Annotated in this window: 13 protein-coding genes; 7 read left to right on the top strand and 6 right to left on the bottom strand. The window is 60.2% G+C overall.

Annotated elements, in window-relative coordinates; genetic code table 11:
* Positions 1-11 precede the first annotated feature (11 nt).
* From ACT54B_RS12665 to ACT54B_RS12655, 3 genes are read right to left on the bottom strand one after another with little or no spacing between them, the layout of a single operon-like run.
* Positions 12-233, bottom strand: a complete 222-nt coding sequence (locus ACT54B_RS12665) for a hypothetical protein (protein ID WP_476045303.1) — start codon at positions 231-233, stop codon at positions 12-14.
* A gap of 19 nt (positions 234-252) precedes the next feature.
* Entirely contained in the window at positions 253-2,184 is a 1,932-nt protein-coding gene (locus tag ACT54B_RS12660) for an SARP family transcriptional regulator (RefSeq protein ID WP_476045301.1), read from the bottom strand.
* A 39-nt stretch (positions 2,185-2,223) separates the two neighbouring features.
* A complete protein-coding gene (locus tag ACT54B_RS12655) occupies positions 2,224-2,634 on the bottom strand; it encodes a helix-turn-helix domain-containing protein (RefSeq protein ID WP_476045608.1) in 411 nt (136 codons plus the stop codon).
* Between the two features lie 482 nt (positions 2,635-3,116).
* Here ACT54B_RS12655 and ACT54B_RS12650 point away from each other — a divergent pair, with 482 nt between their 5' ends.
* From ACT54B_RS12650 to ACT54B_RS12635, 4 genes are all read left to right on the top strand, one after another.
* Positions 3,117-8,579, top strand: a complete 5,463-nt coding sequence (locus tag ACT54B_RS12650; RefSeq protein ID WP_476045299.1) for an alpha-2-macroglobulin family protein — start codon at positions 3,117-3,119, stop codon at positions 8,577-8,579.
* 2 nt (positions 8,580-8,581) lie between these two features.
* Entirely contained in the window at positions 8,582-10,666 is a 2,085-nt protein-coding gene (gene pbpC, locus ACT54B_RS12645) for a penicillin-binding protein 1C (RefSeq protein ID WP_476045297.1), read from the top strand.
* A 91-nt stretch (positions 10,667-10,757) separates the two neighbouring features.
* Positions 10,758-11,999 (top strand): threonine ammonia-lyase, encoded by a 1,242-nt coding sequence (gene ilvA, locus ACT54B_RS12640; protein ID WP_476045296.1) that lies wholly within the window; start codon positions 10,758-10,760, stop codon positions 11,997-11,999.
* 64 nt (positions 12,000-12,063) lie between these two features.
* Positions 12,064-12,387 carry an HlyU family transcriptional regulator gene (locus tag ACT54B_RS12635; protein ID WP_476045295.1) on the top strand — a complete coding sequence of 108 codons (324 nt, stop codon included), beginning with the start codon at positions 12,064-12,066 and terminating at the stop codon, positions 12,385-12,387.
* A gap of 15 nt (positions 12,388-12,402) precedes the next feature.
* Here the strand turns inward: ACT54B_RS12635 and ACT54B_RS12630 are convergent, their stop codons facing one another.
* Entirely contained in the window at positions 12,403-12,864 is a 462-nt protein-coding gene (locus ACT54B_RS12630) for an Lrp/AsnC family transcriptional regulator (protein ID WP_476045294.1), read from the bottom strand.
* Positions 12,865-13,022: 158 nt separating this feature from the next.
* On the opposite strand from ACT54B_RS12630, the gene ald reads away from it, so the two are divergent.
* Both ald and ACT54B_RS12620 read left to right on the top strand, forming a co-directional pair.
* Positions 13,023-14,132 carry an alanine dehydrogenase gene (gene ald, locus ACT54B_RS12625; protein ID WP_476045293.1) on the top strand — a complete coding sequence of 370 codons (1,110 nt, stop codon included), beginning with the start codon at positions 13,023-13,025 and terminating at the stop codon, positions 14,130-14,132.
* Between the two features lie 144 nt (positions 14,133-14,276).
* Positions 14,277-15,155, top strand: a complete 879-nt coding sequence (locus ACT54B_RS12620) for a DUF4344 domain-containing metallopeptidase (protein WP_476045292.1) — start codon at positions 14,277-14,279, stop codon at positions 15,153-15,155.
* A 120-nt stretch (positions 15,156-15,275) separates the two neighbouring features.
* On the opposite strand, the gene ACT54B_RS12615 is transcribed toward ACT54B_RS12620, so the two are convergent.
* Positions 15,276-16,307 carry a trans-3-hydroxy-L-proline dehydratase gene (locus tag ACT54B_RS12615; protein ID WP_476045291.1) on the bottom strand — a complete coding sequence of 344 codons (1,032 nt, stop codon included), beginning with the start codon at positions 16,305-16,307 and terminating at the stop codon, positions 15,276-15,278.
* Positions 16,308-16,524: 217 nt separating this feature from the next.
* Here ACT54B_RS12615 and ACT54B_RS12610 point away from each other — a divergent pair, with 217 nt between their 5' ends.
* Entirely contained in the window at positions 16,525-17,388 is an 864-nt protein-coding gene (locus ACT54B_RS12610; protein WP_476045290.1) for a DUF4344 domain-containing metallopeptidase, read from the top strand.
* A gap of 23 nt (positions 17,389-17,411) precedes the next feature.
* Here ACT54B_RS12610 and ACT54B_RS12605 read toward each other — a convergent pair whose 3' ends face one another.
* The gene (locus ACT54B_RS12605; protein WP_476045289.1) at positions 17,412-18,002 is read right to left on the bottom strand and encodes a GNAT family N-acetyltransferase; all 591 of its coding nucleotides are present in this window, start codon (positions 18,000-18,002) and stop codon (positions 17,412-17,414) included.
* Positions 18,003-18,007 lie beyond the last annotated feature (5 nt).

The raw sequence follows: 18,007 nt of genomic DNA, 5'->3' as shown, positions 1-18,007 counted from the left end.
TCGCTCGGCAATCATGCCAGTCTCGACAACTCGACCGTATCGAACTTGCCAGCAAGAACCTGAGCATTCTGCTCGACCGCCACGGCGTAATCTACGCCCTTGATGATCGGGCGACCCGAGATGCCGATCTTGTCAGCCGCATCCTGCGGTATGGGGGAAACCGTTTTCTGGTCCAGGTCGACCATCCATACGGCCTTGTCGCCGGGTAAACCCAGCAGCACTATTTTCGTCATGTCCGTCCCTCTCTTTGCGTTACAAACCGGCCTTCTTCAGGCCCTCTCGATAGTGTTCCCGCTGCCAATCTTCCTTGATGGGCAGAACGGAGATCCACTGATCGACCTCGAAATCCGGATAGTGCTGCCGAAGCTTGCGGGCGAGAACCTTTGCTTGCTTGATTTCGCCTTGCATGGCGCGGCATGCGGCAGCGAGCCGGAGTGCAGGAGTGGGGTCGGCCATCCGGTCGATGTAACGGAGGGCTTGGGTATAGTCTTCGAGATAGTAGTTTGCCCCTGCGGCGGCCCAGAGGTAGCCATCCGGGGTAACAGGGTTGAGTTCGATCGCCTTCTCGAGTTTGACGAGACCTTCTGCGGGACGGGAGGAGTGGACGAGCGTATCGCCGAAATCGACCAGCACATCCGCATATTGCGGGCTGAGGCGTTCGGCGGTCATCAGGGCTTCGATACTTTCTTCAAATGCCCCCAGAAAGAGCTTGGAGACGCCAAGCTCGCGATAACCGGACGTGAAGTCTCCGCTGCGGTGGATGGCCTCTTTTGCATAGAGCTCTGCAGAATGCAGCAGTTCCGGCTCTCCGCGCGCGGTGACGAGCCATTCGAGATGATTGGTGCGGGCAAGGCCGCTGAGAGCCGGCCCGAAATCGGCCTTTTCCTGCAAAGCGGCGCGGAAAGATTTTCGCGCCCTGCGGATGGAAGGCAGCGTATAGCGCTGGAGCGATTTTTGCCCTTCGAGAAAATGAAAATAGGCCTGGGGGTCGCCTTCGTAGTACAGCCTCGTATCTTCGTTACGCCCAATCGCCGACGAGATGTTGCGCACCACATGAAACGCTATCTCGCGCCGGTTCGTCAGGTAATCCGCCGGATCGAGCCTGTATCGGTCAGCCCAGATGACCTCGTCATTGGCTACATAGATCAGCTGGGCAAACAAGGACGGCGTGCCGGCATCAATCCTTATCCGTGTGTCGAGGACATAATGGATGGAGTGGCGGAGGATCGTTTCCGCTTTCTCGCTCTGCCGGCTGATGCGTTGCGCCGTATAGGGCGCGACAATGCGCAGTGTCTGACAACTGCAGAGCCCGATGGTCGCGTCTTCGAGAAGCGCCGAGACGATGCCGCCATCGTCTTCGGAGGGCGGCAGGATGGCAAGGCGCGGCAGCGGTGCAATATCGAGAACCGGAGAGGGCGGGGCGATCGCGGCACTCGGAGCACTTTCGTCCTTGCGCTTCTGATAGAGGGCGCGAAGAACTCCCAGAGCATCGCCCACCGTCTCGCTGCGCAGCGGTGCCGCCGGCAGGGGCGCTGCCGTCCGGGCGATCGGCAGGCTGGCAAATCCATCCCGATCGGCGACAGCCTGCGGATTGAGAATGCTCTTCGCAACGGCATTGTCCGGATCATAGCGGAAAACCCGCATGGCGGCCTCTCGTACGAGCACGTCGTCTGCGACGGTTTTGCTCAGAGGCAAGGCTATGCGGAGGGCAGACGTATAGATCTCGCAGCAGCGATGCTGCATCTCGACGATCCAGGCCCGGAATTCCGCCGAACCGGACTGCATGTCTGCGAGAAAGGGGTGCCTGTAGAACGTGATTGCCTTGCCGAGAAGCGGATGGACATTATCCGCGTCCGCCGACTGCAGAGCGGTCAGAACATCCAGGTCACATTGAATGGTCTGCGGGATCAGCCGGACCTGACTGGCGGTAAATTCCAGAAAATGGACGCCCAGCTCATCCTGCCGCGCCATGATGCGGGAAACGGTCTGCCGGAGGTTCGTCAGGCCGCGCGCCACGTCGGGGCCGCCCCAGACCAGTCGGGAAATGCGGGTTCTCGCAACATCGGCTTCACCCGATGCCAGCAGGTAAGCGAGCATCTGCAATCCCTTTTCCGGGAAGCTCGCTTCGCTGCCGTTCAAATCGAGAAGCTTCAGCTCACCCGACGTTTGCAAACTATAGGCCATGTCCCGACCGCGCCCCAGATCGCCCCCATTGCGGCACGGTCAATTGGGGATCGCAGTTGTTTCTTCGGCCTGTTCCTGAGCGCCGATGAACGCAACTGCGGATTGGCCCTCCGCAATGCTCTTCACTAATGCCACGAACTTCTGGCGCATGTCCACATCCGTAATTTTAGCAAAGGCGCGATTGAGGGCGAGCCCCTCTTTCGAAGCCATGAATTCCGACAGAGCCTTGGACGTGGCATAGGTTTCGACGCCGTCGAGGCTGACGGTCGAGTCGCTGGCTTCCTGTTCGAAGAAGAAGGCCGGAGAGACGCCCAGAACCTCGGCAATCTTCATCAGCCTGCTGGCACCGATGCGGTTTGTGCCCTTCTCGTATTTCTGTACCTGCTGAAAGGCCACGCCAATCTGTTCGGCCAGTTTTTCCTGACTCATGCCAATCAGGCGCCGGCGCATCTTCACGCGCGCTCCCACATACTGGTCCACCGTTCCCGGCGATCGCTTGAGGCTCACTTTTATCTCCTGCTGTTTCAGCACCCTGTATTATCCTTGTATCATTTCATCAGGAATTGCAATCTTTAGTATTGCACGGTGCGTCTCAGTCAGAGCGTAATGTTTGTTGATTGATGGGATTATCTTGCGGTTTTTATTGCTAAATATAACTAAATTGCGCCCGTAACCGAGGATACTCTGTCGCATGCCATATTATTGCAGGTGATTTTTAGGATGTATCGGAATTGCGATTAGCAGTTGCGTACAGTGAGAATTCCCTAAAAAAATTACCGGTTGTGATCGAAGTGAAGGTTTTGCGACAAAAATTGGGTGCATTCGGATTTTTCGATTGTCAAAAATACAATCATAGGGGTGGCGATTGACAAGCATCCCATAAGCCAGAAAGAGTGGATGAAACGAAGCCTACCTCCCGGAGGAAAGAGGTCATGTATTCTCTTGCTCGCCTGTCTGCCGCCCTTGCCCTCAGCCTTTTTTCCTTCAGCGCGGCCCATGCCGCTGGCGAATCGCGAAAGGTGGTGACGGTCAACAACGGTGATTATTACGGTTTTGACCTCCGTAGCGTGAAGAATGTCACGCTCGATGCCTGCAAGGCGGCCTGTGTGGACGACAATGCCTGCAAGGCATTTACCTATAATCCCAAGGTCAAGTGGTGTTTCCTCAAGTCCGACTACAAGAAGCTGAACGCCTCTCCGGGCGCGGTTGCGGGACGAATCGTAACGGACAAGACGGGTGGCGAGCAGGCTGCCGCGGAACCGGATCTCGGCGCGGCCACGGCCCCGTCTTTCCTGTCGCGCCAGTTTACATCGGATGCCCGTTACTTCCGCGACAATCTCGCCATCGAAAGCGGGCAGGAAGACCTGGCGGTAGAAGCGATCCTGGGGCAAGCCCGCGAAGCTGTTGCCTCGGCGAATTTGGAGGGAGGCTTCAATCTCTTCAAGAACGCCTTGTCCTTGAAAAAAGACGAGGTGGCGCTGTGGCTCGAGGCCGCCCGGATCGGGGCGCGGGTAGAAAACAACATCGACATCGCAGGGCAGGCCGCCTTTGCGGCCTATAACGGTTACCTCCTGTCACGCACTGCCAGCGTCAGGGCGGATTCGCTCGCCATCATGGGCGCTGCCTTCGATAAGGCGGAAAACTATCGCCCGGGTCTCGAATCCTACAAGGCAAGCCTCAAGATCGTGGAATCGAAGGCGGTTCGCGCAGCCTTTGCCGACCTTCGCGCCCGTCAGGGCTTCCGCGTGACCGGCAATACGGTGGATAATGACAGCGCCACGCCGCGGGCCTGCGTGCAGTTTTCGGAGCAACTGATCAAGAGTGGCGTCGACTATGCCTCCTTCGTCCAGCTGGACGGAAAAACGCCGGAGGCGCTTGAGGCAAAAGACAACCAGGTCTGCGTCGAGGGACTGGAACATGGGAAACGCTACAAGCTCTCCCTGCGCTCCGGCCTTCCGTCTGTCTACGACGAGAGCCTTGAGGCGCCGGTCGATCTGGATGTCTATGTCCAGGACCGGAGCGCGATGGTGCGCTTTACCGGCGACAGCTTCGTTCTGCCGGGAACGGCCCGTCGCGGCATTCCGATCGTCTCGGTCAATACCGACAAGGCCGATCTGAAGCTTTATCGCGTCGGTGAGCGCAATCTGGCGCAGCTTCTCGCGAACTCGCAGTTCCTCACCCAGGTTGACGGCTACACGGCGGACCGGCTGGAAAACGAGGTCGGCCAAATGGTGTGGCAGGGCTCGATCGAGATCAAGAGCGAGGTCAACAAGGAAGTTGTGACCAGCTTCCCGGTGGATGAAGCCGTCCCGCAGCGCAAGCCGGGCGTCTATGCCCTGACGGCAAAGGCCACCAATTCTCGCATGGAAGATTGGGATGCACGCTCGACCCAGTGGTTCGTCGTCTCCGACATCGGTCTTTCCACCTATACCGGCACCGATGGTTTGACCGTTTTCGCCCGCTCGCTTGCCACCGCCAAGCCGATGGCGGGCGTCGAGCTTACTCTCCTCGCCAAGAACAACGAAGTGCTCGGCACTGCGAAGACGGACGATCAGGGGCGCGCCACCTTCGATCCGGGTCTCGTGCGCGGCACCGCAGCCAATATTCCGGCGATGATCACAGCGGCCAATGGCGCCGACGATTATGTTTTCCTCGACCTGACCCGGGCCGGCTTTGATCTTTCCGACCGCGGTGTGACAGGGCGTGCTGCCCCCGGCGCTATCGACGTCTTGGCCTGGACCGAGCGCGGCATCTATCGTCCCGGCGAAACCGTGCATGCCAGCGCGCTCGCCCGCGATATTGCGGCGGATGCCGTGGACAACCTGCCGCTGACTTTTGTCTTCAACCGGCCCGATGGCGTGGAAATGCGCCGCATCGTGACCGATGGCGGCAAGCTCGGCGGCCACGCTGTCGATCTGGACGTTCAGGACAATGCCATGCGCGGCACCTGGACGATGCAGATCTACACGGATCCCAAACAGAGCCCCATTGCCGAGAAGACATTCCTCGTCGATGACTTCGTTCCGGACCGCATCGAATTCGACATGGCCAGCGAGGCGAAGGTTCTCGATTCGGCAAGTCCCGCAGCGGTTACGGTCGATGGCCGTTACCTCTACGGCGCGCCGGCCGCTGGCCTCAAGCTTGACGGCGAAGTGACGCTGAAGCCGACCCGTGAACTCGAGGCCTATCCCGGCTATCAGTTCGGTCTGGCGGACGAGCAGGACCAGTCTGACAATCGCTTTACCCTGGATAACCTGCCGCAGCTCGATCAGAACGGGCATGCTGTTGTCGAGGTGTCCGTCGGGGAACTTCCTTCGACGACCCGGCTTCTGAATGGCGAGATCACCCTTCGCATGCGGGAGGGCACCGGTCGTGCGGTCGAGCGCAAGCTGACGCTGCCCGTTCGGCCGGAATATGACATGATCGGCATCAAGCCGGAATTCTCCGGCGAAGTTGCCGAGAATTCGGCGGCCAATTTCAACGTGATTGTCATGTCTCCGGAAGGGGACCGCAAGCAGGCCTCGGGTCTTGCGTGGACGCTCTACAAGGTCGAGCGCGATTACCAGTGGTACCGGGATGGCAACAGCTGGAAATATGAGCCGGTCGAGCGTACCCGCAAGCAGGAAAACGGTTCTCTCGACGCAACGACGGATGGAGCGAAGATTTCTGTTCCGGTCGCCTGGGGCCGTTATCGCCTCGAAGTGCAGAGTGCGGACGGTGCGGCCGTTTCTTCGGTCGAATTCGACGCCGGCTGGTATGTAGCCGCCACATCGACCGAAACGCCGGATGGGCTTGAAATCGCCCTCGACAAGGAAACCTACAAGACCGGCGAAACGGCCCATCTGAAGGTGTCGCCCCGCTTTGCCGGTGAAGTCCTGGTCAATGTGGGCACGGAAAGCCTGCTCTACAGTGCCAGCCAGACGGTGGGCGCAGAGGGCGGCGTGATCGATATTCCCGTATCGGCCGATTGGGGTGCGGGCGCCTATGTCTCGGCGACCCTGTATCGTCCGGGAGACGCACAGGAAAGCCGTATGCCCATGCGTGCCATCGGCATCAAATGGCTCGGCATCGATCCCGGCGAGCGCCAGCTCTCCGTCAAGCTTTCTCCTCCGGAAAAGATGTTGCCGCGTCAGTCCCTGACGATCCCGGTCGAAGTGGCTGGCGCAGGGGCGGGCGAGGAAGCCTATGTTTCGGTCGCGGCCGTGGATGTGGGCATTCTCAATCTGACCGCCTATGAAGCACCGAACCCGAATGACTGGTATTTCGGCCAGCGTCAGCTCGGCCTGGAAATCCGTGACCTTTACGGCCGCCTGATCGACGGCTCGCTTGGCGTGACCGGCAAGCTCCGCACCGGCGGTGACGGGGGAGAAAATGCTCTTCAGGGCTCGCCCCCGAAGGAAAAGCTCGTCGCGTTCTTCTCCGGGCCCGTAAAGCTCGATGCGTCCGGGAAGGCGATGGTCTCCTTCGATATCCCGCAGTTCAATGGTACCGCCCGCGTGATGGCGGTTGCCTGGACGAAATCCGGCGTCGGCCATGCGGAAACCGATGTCATCGTCCGTGACCCGCTGGTTCTGACGGCAAGCATGCCGCAATTCCTGGCTCCGGGGGACGAAAGCCGCATTCAGATCGATATAGCCAACACGGATGCACCGGCTGGCGATTATCAGTTGCAGATCTCGCCCAATGCCGCTGTTGAAGTGGAGGGCAACCTCACACAGGCAGTTCGTCTGGATGTCGGCGCCAAGCAGACCCTCACCTTCACCGTCAAGGGCGTATCGCCGGGAGCCGGTGAAGTGGCGATCCGCATGACCAATGACGGGGATGTGGATGTCGAGCAGGCCGTTTCCGTCAGTGTGCGGTCCGGCGCCTTGCCGATTACCACCCGTCGCCCGATCGAGATCGCCGCAGGCGGCAGTCTGACCGTGGACAGCAACCTGCTGGCCGACAGCATCCTGCCGGGATCGGCCGTTGCGATCCATGTCAGCCGTGCACCCGCTTTCGATATTCCGGCGCTGCTTTCCATGCTGGATCGCTATCCGCTCGGCTGCGCCGAGCAGACCACAAGCCGTGCCCTGCCGCTGCTCTATCTCAGCGAGATGGCCGGTGAGGCGGGCGAGCAGGATGATCCGAAGATCAAGGAACGCATCCAGGATGCCATCTATCGTGTCCTCTCCTATCAGTCTTCCTCGGGCAGCTTTGGTCTCTGGGGTCCTGGCTATGGAGATCTGTGGCTCGACTCCTACGTCACCGACTTCCTGACCCGTTCGCGCGAGCAGGGCTACACGGTGCCGGAAGATGCGATGGCGCAGGCCCTCACCAACCTGCAGAATGCGGTCGGCTACGACAACAATGTGCAGGAGCGCGGCAATGAAATGGCCTACGGATACTATGTCCTTGCCCGCAACCGGCGCGCGGCCATAGCCGATCTTCGCTACTACGCGGATACGAAACTCGACGAGTTCCCGACGCCGCTCTCCAAGGCTCATATCGCCGCCGCACTATCCCTTTATGGCGACCAGAACCGTTCGGCCCATGTCTTTGCGGAAGCATTGAAGATGGCGAAATCCACCACGGACGCCAATCTCGCCCGTTCGGACTATGGTTCGGCGGTGCGCGACGGAGCGGCCGTTCTGACGCTCGCGGCGGAAAGCCGTCCGCAGGCCTCCATCATTCCCGAAATGGCCAGCCTGACGGCGCGCCAATGGGAGGCCCAGACCTGGACCAGCACCCAGGAGCAGAGCTGGATGCTGCTTGCGGCCCGCGCGGTGAAGGAAAGCGACAAGGACCTCTCGCTCGAGGTCAATGGAGAGGCGACCTCCGGCGGCTATTCGTCCCGTATGACGGGCGACGATCTGTCGGCCAACCCGGTCACCATCACCAATCGCTCCGGCGAGAAGGTGACGGCCATGGTTACGACCATTGCGGCGCCGGCAACCCCCTTGCCGGCGGGTGGCGATGGGTTCACCATCGAGCGCTACACCTACAACATGGATGGCGAGGAAATCAGCCTCAACGAAGCCACGCAGAACGAGCGCTATGTCATCGTGCTGCAGGCCACGCCGACCAATGATTGGGCCGCGCGCATCGTCATGACCGACATGCTGCCGGCTGGCTTCGCCATCGACAATCCGAGCCTCGTCTCCAGCGCCCAGCTGACCAACTTCGATTGGCTGGGTGAGGTAACGGCGGCCCATACGGAGTTCCGGAGCGACCGTTTCGTGGCGGCTTTCGACAAGCAGGCCGGTGACGTCAATCCGATCACCGTCGCCTATGTCGTTCGCGCCGTCACGCCGGGTAAATATGACTATCCGGCCGCGGTCGTCGAGGACATGTATCGTCCGCAGTTCCAGGCCCGTACGGCGACGGGTATGCTGGAGGTCACCGAGGCGGAGTAAGCATGGGTCTCGCGCGCAAGATAGGGATCGGCCTTGGCGGGTCGGTCCTTCTGGCCGTCGCAGCGGTGTTTGCGCTGGACTGGGCGGACCGAGCCTATCCGCCGCCCTTGGACGGCCGCATGGCTGTTTCCGTGGAGGTGCGCGACGCGGACGACCGCCTGCTGCGTGCCTTCGCCACCCCGGAGGGGACATGGCGACTGAAAACAACGGCAAAAGACGTCGACCCGCAATTTCTGCGAATGCTGATCGCCTATGAAGATCAACGCTTCTACGATCATGGAGGCGTCGATCCTCTCGCGCTCTTGCGCGCGGCTGGGCAGCTTCTGACCCATGGCCGTATCGTCTCGGGCGGGTCCACCTTGACCATGCAGGTCGCGCGGCTGCTGGAGCCGCGGGGAGAACGCTCCTTGCTTGCCAAGGTTCGCCAGCTTGCCCGCGCAATCCAGATCGAGCGGCGATTGAGCAAGGCGGAAATCGTCGATCTCTATCTCCAGCTGGCGCCCTATGGCGGAAATCTCGAAGGGGTGCGTGCTGCAAGCCTCGCCTATTTCGGCAAGGAACCGCATCATCTGTCCGTCGGCGAAAGTGCGCTTCTCGTCGCATTGCCCCAGCTGCCGGAAGCCCGCCGGCCCGACCGGCATCCGGACAATGCACGGCGCGCCCGTGACCGCGTTCTGAACCGGCTTGCGGTTTCGGAAGTGATTGGCGACGGCGAATTCGATCGCGCCCAGTTGCAATCCATGCCGACGGGACGTCTGCAGCTTCCCGCCTTTGCTGCGCATCTGGCCGAAACGGCGCGGAAAAAGAAGCCGGGCGAGCTGGTCATCAAGACGACCCTGCGCCGCGAGGTGCAGAAGGGGCTCGAGACGGTCGCCGCAGAAGAATCGAAAAAGCTCGGTCCGCGCATTTCCATCGCCATGGTCATGGCGGATGCCCGCACCGGCGAAATTCTCGGCGAGGTCGGCTCAGCCAATTATTTCGAATCCGGCCGATCCGGCTGGATCGACATGACACGTGTGCTGCGTTCGCCGGGCTCCACGCTGAAGCCTTTCATTTACGGCCTTGCCTTCGAGCAGGGAATGGTCGCACAGGAAACGATCGTCGAGGATAGGCCCGCCGATTTTTCCGGCTACAGGCCGCGCAATTTTGACATGAGCTACATGGGTGACGTGAGCGTGCGGCAGGCCTTGCAGATGTCGCTGAACGTTCCCGCCGTTCGCCTCCTGTCGGCGGTGGGGCCATCCCGGCTGATGGTCCGCCTGCGCCGGTCCGAAGTGCGGCTGAAACTCCCGGAGAACGATACGCCGGGGCTGTCCATAGCGCTTGGTGGGGCGGGCATAACCCTGCGGGAACTCGTGCAGCTTTACGCCGGTCTGGCCAATCGCGGCCATCCGGTCCGGCTGGGCGACGGGGTGAATGGCGAACCCGCGCAGATCGAGGGAGACATGTTGCTCGATCCCGTGGCCGCCTGGAATGTGACCGATACGCTCTCTGCGGTGCTTCCCCCGGTCGGTGCCAAGAAGATCGGCATCGCTTACAAGACCGGCACGAGCTACGGCTATCGCGATGCCTGGTCCGTCGGCTATGACGGGCGGCACGTGCTGGGTGTCTGGGTCGGACGCGCCGACAATGGAGCGGTTCCCGGCATTGCAGGCTACAAGACCGCAGCCCCCATCCTGTTCGAAGCTTTCCAGCGCTCCGGCGTCGGTATTGAGGCCTTTCCCCCCGCTCCGGCGGGCGCCGTTCGTCTGGCCGCGGCGGAACTTCCGCCGAGCCTGAAACGGTTCTCGCTGACGGAAACTGGTCTCGTCACCGCGGGAGCACGCGAGGCACCCCCGCAGATCGTCTATCCGCCGGAAGGCGCGCGGGTCGATCTGGGCTTCGGTGGCGACGGTCCATCCTCCCCGCTGGTCCTGAAAATGCAGGGTGGCCGTGCGCCGTTTCGATGGCTTGCCAACGGCAAGCCGCTGCCCGAGCTGACCCGCCGGCGCACCAGCCAATGGATGCCGGACGGGAGCGGATTTTCCACGCTCACCGTCATCGATGCCGCAGGGAAAGCCGCCTCCGTTCGGGTTTTTGTCGATTAAGCCCGGGTTGGAGCTCCATTTTTCTTCATTCGTCCCGTTCGCTGTGCCATAGACACGCGCAACGATGAGGGATTGACCGGGGCAGGTAGGCATGAAGGACGTGGAACAGGCCGCAGAGGCCATGCGGGAACTTTTCCCGGAAACGCCGCTGCAGTACAACGATCACCTGAGCCAGCGCTATGGTGCCGATATCTGGTTGAAGCGCGAGGACCTGTCACCGGTTCGCTCCTACAAGATTCGCGGCGCCTTCAATTTCTTCCGCAAGGTTCTGGCGTCGGGACGAAAGGATCAGACCTTCGTCTGCGCATCGGCCGGCAACCACGCCCAGGGGTTTGCCTATGTCTGCCGGCATTTTGGCGTCCGGGGTACCGTTTTCATGCCGGTCACCACGCCGCAGCAGAAAATCGACAAGACCCGGATGTTCGGTGGCCCGTTCATCACGATCAGGCTGTTCGGCGATTTCTTCGACCAGTGCTATCGTGCCTCCCAGGACTATGCGGTGGAAACGGATGCGGTGATGGTGCCCCCATTCGATCACGCCGACATCATCGAAGGTCAGGCGACCGTTACAGTGGAATTCACGCGCCAGCTGGAAGGCAAAAAGCCGGATCTCGTCATTCTTCCCGTCGGCGGTGGCGGCCTTTCGGCCGGCATTACCTCCTATCTCAAGGATAGTCTGTCACCGGAAAGCTTCCTCTTCACGGAGCCCTCTGGCGCGCCAAGCCTGAAAAGAAGTCTTGAAGCCGGTCATCCCGTCACGCTGCAGAAAGTCGACAATTTCGTGGACGGCGCCGCCGTCGCCCGGGTTGGCGAACTGAACTTCCAGGCGCTCAGGAGCTTCGAACCCGAGCAGGTTCTGTTGATCCGGGAGAACGCCATCTGCGTGACGATGATCGAGATGCTGAACGTGGAAGGCGTGGTTCTGGAGCCCGCCGGCGCCCTGTCGATCGCCGCGCTGGAAGACGTCGGCAAGGCCCGTTTGAAAGGCAAGACCGTTGTCGCCGTGGTTTCCGGCGGCAATTTCGATTTCGAGCGGCTGCCCGATGTCAAGGAAAGAGCCATGCGCCATGCGGGGCTCAAGAAATACTTCATCCTGCGCCTGGCCCAGAGACCGGGCGCATTGAAGGACTTTCTCAATCTCCTCGGACCCGAGGACGATATTGCCCGCTTTGAATATCTGAAAAAATCAGCCCGAAATTTCGGTTCCATCCTGATCGGGATTGAAACCAGATCCCGGGAGAATTTCGATGCGCTCACGGCTCGCTTCGAGGCTGCGGGCATGGGATACGAAGATATTACCGACAACGAAATCATCGCCAACCTGATCATCTGACGGCTGGTGGCCTCGGAGAAATCTCCGTATGGTGGCGTCATTCCCCGCAAGCGAGTACCGGATCATGAGCAATATTCTTTCCCGTCTTTTCTCCTTTCTCGGCGGAAAGCCCGCCGAAGGCAGCCCGGCTGGTTCTGCGGAAACCCGGGAGGCCTATGGGGATGTAACGCTCGTCGCCAAGCCCATGCGGGATGGAAACCAGTTCCGCATCGCTGGCTTTATCGAGAAGCGCGCCGCAGACCAGATCATGCAGCGTCACTTCATCCGGGCGGATGTCTTCAGCGGGGAAAAGGAAGCGGTCGAATTTACCCTGCGCAAGGCAAAGCAGATCGTCGATCAGCATGGGGCATCGCTCTTTGCCGATGGGGCTGCCGAAGGTCGGGTCTGACGGCTTTTCGATCCCTCACAGGCCGACATTCGGCCTGTCGATGATCTCGCGCAGCGCAAAGCTGGAATTGATCTTGACCACGTGGGGCAGGGCGGAAAGCCAGTCCCTGTGAATGCGCTCATAGTCGGCCAGATCCTTCGCCGCGACGCGCAGAATATAATCATACTCGCCCGACATCAGATAGCAGACGAGCACGTTCGGACATTTCTTCACCGCCGCCTCGAATTCTGCAAGCGTCTTGGCAAACTGGCCAGACAGCGAAATATGGACGATCACCATCATCTTGTAGTCGAGCGCGGCATTGGACAGACGCGCGTGATAGCCGCTGATGATGCCGCTTTTTTCCAGATGATCCAGCCGCCTCGAACAGGCCGAGGGGCTTAGCCCGACCTTGGCCGCCAGGTCGGCATTTGACATTCGTCCGTTCTGCTGAAGTGCCCGCAGAATGGAAACATCCATCTTGTCCAAGTCAGACATTCGAATTTCCTTCGAAATATTTCGAAAACTTGCAATATTCTGCGAAAGACATCCCTTATCCGGCGTCTCTTTGCAAGGACATTTCCCGATTCCTTTGCTTGGATAACCGCCATTCGCCGGCTCGCTGGGAGAGCCGCAAGAGGAGAGAGAAAACATCCATGCGCGTAGGTTGCCCCAAGGAAATCAAGAACCATGAATATCGCGTCGGCCTGACGCCCGGTGCCGTCCGCGAATATGTAGCGCATGGCCACTCCGTTCTCGTGGAAACCAATGCCGGTGCCGGCATCGGCGCCGATGATGCGGCCTATGTGGCTGCCGGCGCCAAGATTGCGGCAACCGCAAAGGAAGTCTTCGACAATTCCGACATGATCGTGAAGGTCAAGGAACCGCAGCCCTCCGAATGGGTGCAGCTGCGGGAAGGCCAGATCCTGTACACCTACCTGCATCTCGCTCCGGATCCGGAGCAGACAAAGGGTCTGATCGCGTCCGGCGTCACCGCCGTCGCCTATGAAACCGTCACCGACGAGCGTGGCGGCCTCCCGCTGCTCGCCCCGATGTCCGAAGTGGCCGGGCGTCTGTCCATCCAGGCTGGTGCTTATTCGCTCCAGAAGGCCAATGGCGGCCGTGGCATTCTGCTGGGCGGCGTACCGGGTGTAACCCCGGCCAAGGTCGCCGTTATCGGCGGCGGTGTCGTGGGTCTGCACGCGGCGAAGATGGCGGTTGGCCTTGGCGCCGACGTGACCATTCTCGATCGCTCGCTGCCGCGTCTGCGTCAGCTGGACGACATCTTCAACGGTCGCGTTCACACCCTCTTCTCGACGATCGACGCGCTGGAGCAGGAGGTCTTTGCTGCCGATCTCGTGATCGGCGCGGTGCTCATCCCCGGTGCAGCGGCTCCGAAGCTGGTGACGAAGAAAATGCTCGGCGGCATGAAGAAGGGCGCGGTCATCGTGGACGTCGCCATCGACCAGGGCGGCTGCTTCGAAACCTCGCACGCCACCACCCATTCCGATCCGACCTATGAAGTTGACGGCATCATTCACTATTGCGTTGCCAACATGCCGGGCGCAGTTCCGATCACCTCTGCGCATGCCCTCAACAATGCGACGCTGGCGCATGGTCTGGCGCTCGCCGACCACGGGCTGGAGGCCATCCGCAAGGACAAGCACCTGCAGAACGGTCTGAACGTGCACAAGGGCAAGATCACCAACAAGCCCGTAGCCGACAGCCTCGGCTATGACATGCACGAGCCGGTCTCGGTTCTGTAATTCCATTCGACCAAATCAGGTCCAATCGACAAGGCCCGAACGAAAGTTCGGGCCTTTTTTCGCGTAAGTGATAATGGTGACATAAAGCACGCTTCGTTGACCGGGGTCTACGGACGCGGAGAAAACAATCACATCGGAGGATTCATGCGCAAGCGGATTGGGGCGCTTCTACTTGCGGCGGCGATGCTGGGCCAGCCAGCCAAGGCACAGGAAGATTACGTACCGAAGGAAGTGGCCGGCCTGGACGAGGAAGGGCTGAACAATGCCCTGACATTCATGTCCGGCAATGTCATCTACATTCTCTTTCACGAAGCCGGGCACATGCTCATTTCCGAGCTGAACTTGCCGGTCCTGGGGCGCGAGGAAGATGCCGTCGACACCCTGTCTTCCGTTCTTTTGCTGGAAGCCAAGGACGAGATGCTGGATCAGGCCCTGCGGGACAGCGTCGAAAGCTGGTATACGCTCGGCAACCAGTATGAGGTATCCGAGGAAGATTTCATGGATACGCACGGGCTTTCGAAGCAGCGCGCCTACAACATCGCCTGCATGATGATCGGTCAGGACCAGAAGCGGTTCAAGGATATGGCCGACAGCCTGGAAATACCGCACGAACGGCGCGACGAGTGCGAAGTGGAATACCAGAAAGCCCGCGACAGCTGGTTTTCGGTGCTGGGTCCGCATCTCGCCGACGACAATGACAAGATCAAGTTCAAGATCGCCTACTACAAGACGAAGAACAAGGATCTGAACTTCTATCGCCAGCAGGTGAAGGATTTCGGCGCCCTGGAACTGATCCGGGATACGTTTTCCGGTCTCGTGAAGCTGGATGACGGCATCAAGTTGACGGCCAATGTCTGCGGCGAGGCCAACGCCTACTGGGACGCGGACGCGCGCGAATTGACCTATTGCTACGAGGACGCGCAGAGCTACGTGCAAATGTACGCCGAAAACAACGGGGCTTCGGATGAGCAGAGTTCGGACGAGAGCGCCGACTCGAACGAAAGTTCAGACGAAGAGCAATGAACGAGCCCTGGGCCGCCCCGGTGTCGAGGGCGGACAGGTGAGCGACTTCCCGTTGGGAAGTCTGAACAGGCGGCCGGCGCCGATGAGGAGGGGTTTGAGCCCCTCCTTCTTTTTTGAGGATCAGCGCTTGTTGGGCCAAGTGTCGGAAAGCTTGTAACCGGATGGCCAGGGATCGGATGGATCCAGCATGTCCTGACGGATTCCGGTGATCCAGGCCCTGCCGGAAATCGAGGGGATTATGGCCGGCATGCCACCCACATCCGTCGTGTCCTCTATGCGGCAGAAGAAGCGCGAGCCGATGATCGATTCGCCGACGAAACGGTCGCCGACCCGCAATTGCCCGCGCGCATGCAGCACGGCCATGCGGGCCGAGCATCCTGTACCGGTCGGCGACCGATCGATTTTCCCGGGCTGGATGGCCACCGCATTGGCGCCCGTCATCACCCCGTCCACCTGCCGGACCGGCGCCGCGATCTGGCAGAAGGAGATATGGGCCCAGTCGGGATTTGCAGGGTGATGGAAGCCGAGTTGCTCGTTGGCTGCATTGGTGATGCGAATGCCGGTTTCGGCCAGGTCCCTTGCTTCATCGGGAGCGATCCGGAAGCCCAGCGCCTCGGCGTCCACGATCACGAAACTGTCCCCGCCATAGGCCGTATCGACCGTCAGCGTGCCAAGCCCTTCCACTTCGAGTGGAACGCCGAGCTTGCCCGCAAAGCTCGGCACGTTCCGGACCGTGATTCGCTCCGCCTTGCCGTTGGCACATTCGGCATGGACTTCTACGAGGCCGCCCGGCGCTTCCATATAGAAATGGGTCACCGGCTCCGTCATCGGGACGATTCCGGTATCCAGCACCACGGTGGCCACGCAGATCGAATTCGAGCCCGACATGGGCGGCGTATCTTCAGGCTCCATGATGATCCAGCCGACGGAAGCCTTGGGGTTCTTGGGCGGTACCAGGAGGTTGATGTGCCGGAATACGCCACCCCGGGGTTCGCGCAGCACGAAGTTTCTCAGGCTTTCATCCCGGGCGATAAAGCGGGATTGTTCCCAAAGCGTTTCACCGGGCGGCGGCGCAACACCGCCGACGATCACATCGCCGACTTCGCCTTCCGCATGACAGCCCACGATATGGACGGTTTTCGTCGTACGCATCTCTTCCTCCTCAATGGCTCCCTGACAGATATATCAGCATGCCCTCCGGTTTTTCCTGCGGTTTTTTAGACCTTCCACGCTGGAAACTCCGGTAAAGACGGCTGATGTCCGGCACTCTTTCCGCATCGGCCTGAGGCCGTTAGTTCTGCGAAATTGTTGTTTTCTGAAGCCAAGCGTGCTTGTGTAAACCGAGAAAACCTTTGGGGCGAAGGGAAGTATGATGCTGGAACGCTGGGGGAAGGGATTGCTTGCGGCCGTGGTCGTGCTGGCAGGTATGACACTGACGGCACGGGCAGAGGATCAGCCTGCGGAACTGACCGAAGACGAAGTCAAGGAGGCTGTACAGTTTGTGTATGGCAATGCCTTGTTCGTTCTTCTCCATGAAACGGGACACATGTTCATCTCGGAACTGCAGCTGCCGGTTCTCGGTCGTGAGGAGGATGCTGTCGATGCGCTCTCCTCCGTGCTTCTGCTGGAGGCGAGGGACGAGACGCTCGACACGGCGATCACCGATTCTGCCGACGGCTGGTTTCTTTCCGATGAGCAGCGGCAGAGTGCCGGCGGGGAAGAAGCCTTTTGGGATGCCCATGCACTCGACAAGCAGCGCGCCTACCAGATGGTGTGCATGATGGTCGGGCAGGATCCGGAAGGGTTCAAGCAATTTGCCGATTCGCTGGATTTTCCGGAGAACCGCCGCGAAGAGTGCAAGTATGAATACGAAAAGACCCGGGACAGCTGGAGCAACCTGCTCGCCCCGCATGCCCAGCCGGACGGGGCAAAAAACAACTTCACCATCACCTATGAGGATGCAGGCCCCGAGCTGGAAGCCTATGCAAACATGCTCAAGGAAACCAATCTGCTGGAAACGGTGGCTGGCACCTTTGCCAATCTATACAAACTGCAGGACGGAATTCATTTCGTCGGCACGAGCTGCGGGCAACCGAATGCCTTCTGGATGCCGGGCGAACGCAAGCTGGTTTACTGCTATGAACTTGCGGCCTACCACGACCAACTGATCAGCAAATGGCTGGTCGATAACCGGGATTCCGACAATCAGGAACAGGCCGAAGGGCAGCAGTGATGCTGCCCGCCTGTGACCGCTGACTAGCGCGTCCCTCCCGTCGCCACATCGCGACGGGCGCATTCCAGCAGTTCGGCATCCGAAAGCGGGCGGATCACGTCCTCGCGCGTGGAATAGGGCTGAAAGCCCATCCTCTGGTAAAGGGCCAGTGCCCGTGGGTGGTCCATCGAATTGGTTTCCACGATCACCTTCTGGGGCATGGTCGCCCAGGCCGCCTGAAGCGCCTGTGACAGAAACCACTTGCCGATCCCGAGGCCGAGCGCGTGCTCCATGAGCCCGAAATATTCGAGTTCCACCACGTCGATCTCGCGGCTGTTGAGTTCGAAGAATCCGGCCGGCGCTCCCTGTACATAAAGCACGGTGACATTGGTTTTCGGATCGTGGAGGCGCGCCGCCAGGGCTTCGTCATCCATGCGCATCCGGTCGCCCCATCCCCAGCGATAGCCCACCTGCCGATATATATAGCGGTAGAAGGGAAGGGGAATGTCATGGGCACGCATGAGTGCGGTGGTGATGTTCACCGGCACCGGAAAGAACGTCTTCGAATAGGCTGTCATTTCCAGAGAGGTGATGCGAACGGGTACGCTGGGTACCGCCTTTTCCTTCTTCGCCATTGTGC

Source organism: Gellertiella sp. DMC107 (assembly GCF_056313605.1).
This window is presented reverse-complemented; position numbering and strand designations above follow the sequence as displayed.

Excerpts from the sequence above, each read along its gene's own strand:
- ACT54B_RS12665 (WP_476045303.1), bottom strand. The coding sequence starts at position 233 with ATGACGAAAATAGTGCTGCTGGGTTTACCCGGCGACAAGGCCGTATGG.
- ACT54B_RS12660 (WP_476045301.1), bottom strand. The coding sequence starts at position 2,184 with ATGGCCTATAGTTTGCAAACGTCGGGTGAGCTGAAGCTTCTCGATTTG.
- ACT54B_RS12655 (WP_476045608.1), bottom strand. The coding sequence starts at position 2,634 with ATGCGCCGGCGCCTGATTGGCATGAGTCAGGAAAAACTGGCCGAACAG.
- ACT54B_RS12650 (WP_476045299.1), top strand. The coding sequence starts at position 3,117 with ATGTATTCTCTTGCTCGCCTGTCTGCCGCCCTTGCCCTCAGCCTTTTT.
- pbpC (WP_476045297.1), top strand. The coding sequence starts at position 8,582 with ATGGGTCTCGCGCGCAAGATAGGGATCGGCCTTGGCGGGTCGGTCCTT.
- ilvA (WP_476045296.1), top strand. The coding sequence starts at position 10,758 with ATGAAGGACGTGGAACAGGCCGCAGAGGCCATGCGGGAACTTTTCCCG.
- ACT54B_RS12635 (WP_476045295.1), top strand. The coding sequence starts at position 12,064 with ATGAGCAATATTCTTTCCCGTCTTTTCTCCTTTCTCGGCGGAAAGCCC.
- ACT54B_RS12630 (WP_476045294.1), bottom strand. The coding sequence starts at position 12,864 with ATGTCTGACTTGGACAAGATGGATGTTTCCATTCTGCGGGCACTTCAG.
- ald (WP_476045293.1), top strand. The coding sequence starts at position 13,023 with ATGCGCGTAGGTTGCCCCAAGGAAATCAAGAACCATGAATATCGCGTC.
- ACT54B_RS12620 (WP_476045292.1), top strand. The coding sequence starts at position 14,277 with ATGCGCAAGCGGATTGGGGCGCTTCTACTTGCGGCGGCGATGCTGGGC.
- ACT54B_RS12615 (WP_476045291.1), bottom strand. The coding sequence starts at position 16,307 with ATGCGTACGACGAAAACCGTCCATATCGTGGGCTGTCATGCGGAAGGC.
- ACT54B_RS12610 (WP_476045290.1), top strand. The coding sequence starts at position 16,525 with ATGATGCTGGAACGCTGGGGGAAGGGATTGCTTGCGGCCGTGGTCGTG.
- ACT54B_RS12605 (WP_476045289.1), bottom strand. The coding sequence starts at position 18,002 with ATGGCGAAGAAGGAAAAGGCGGTACCCAGCGTACCCGTTCGCATCACC.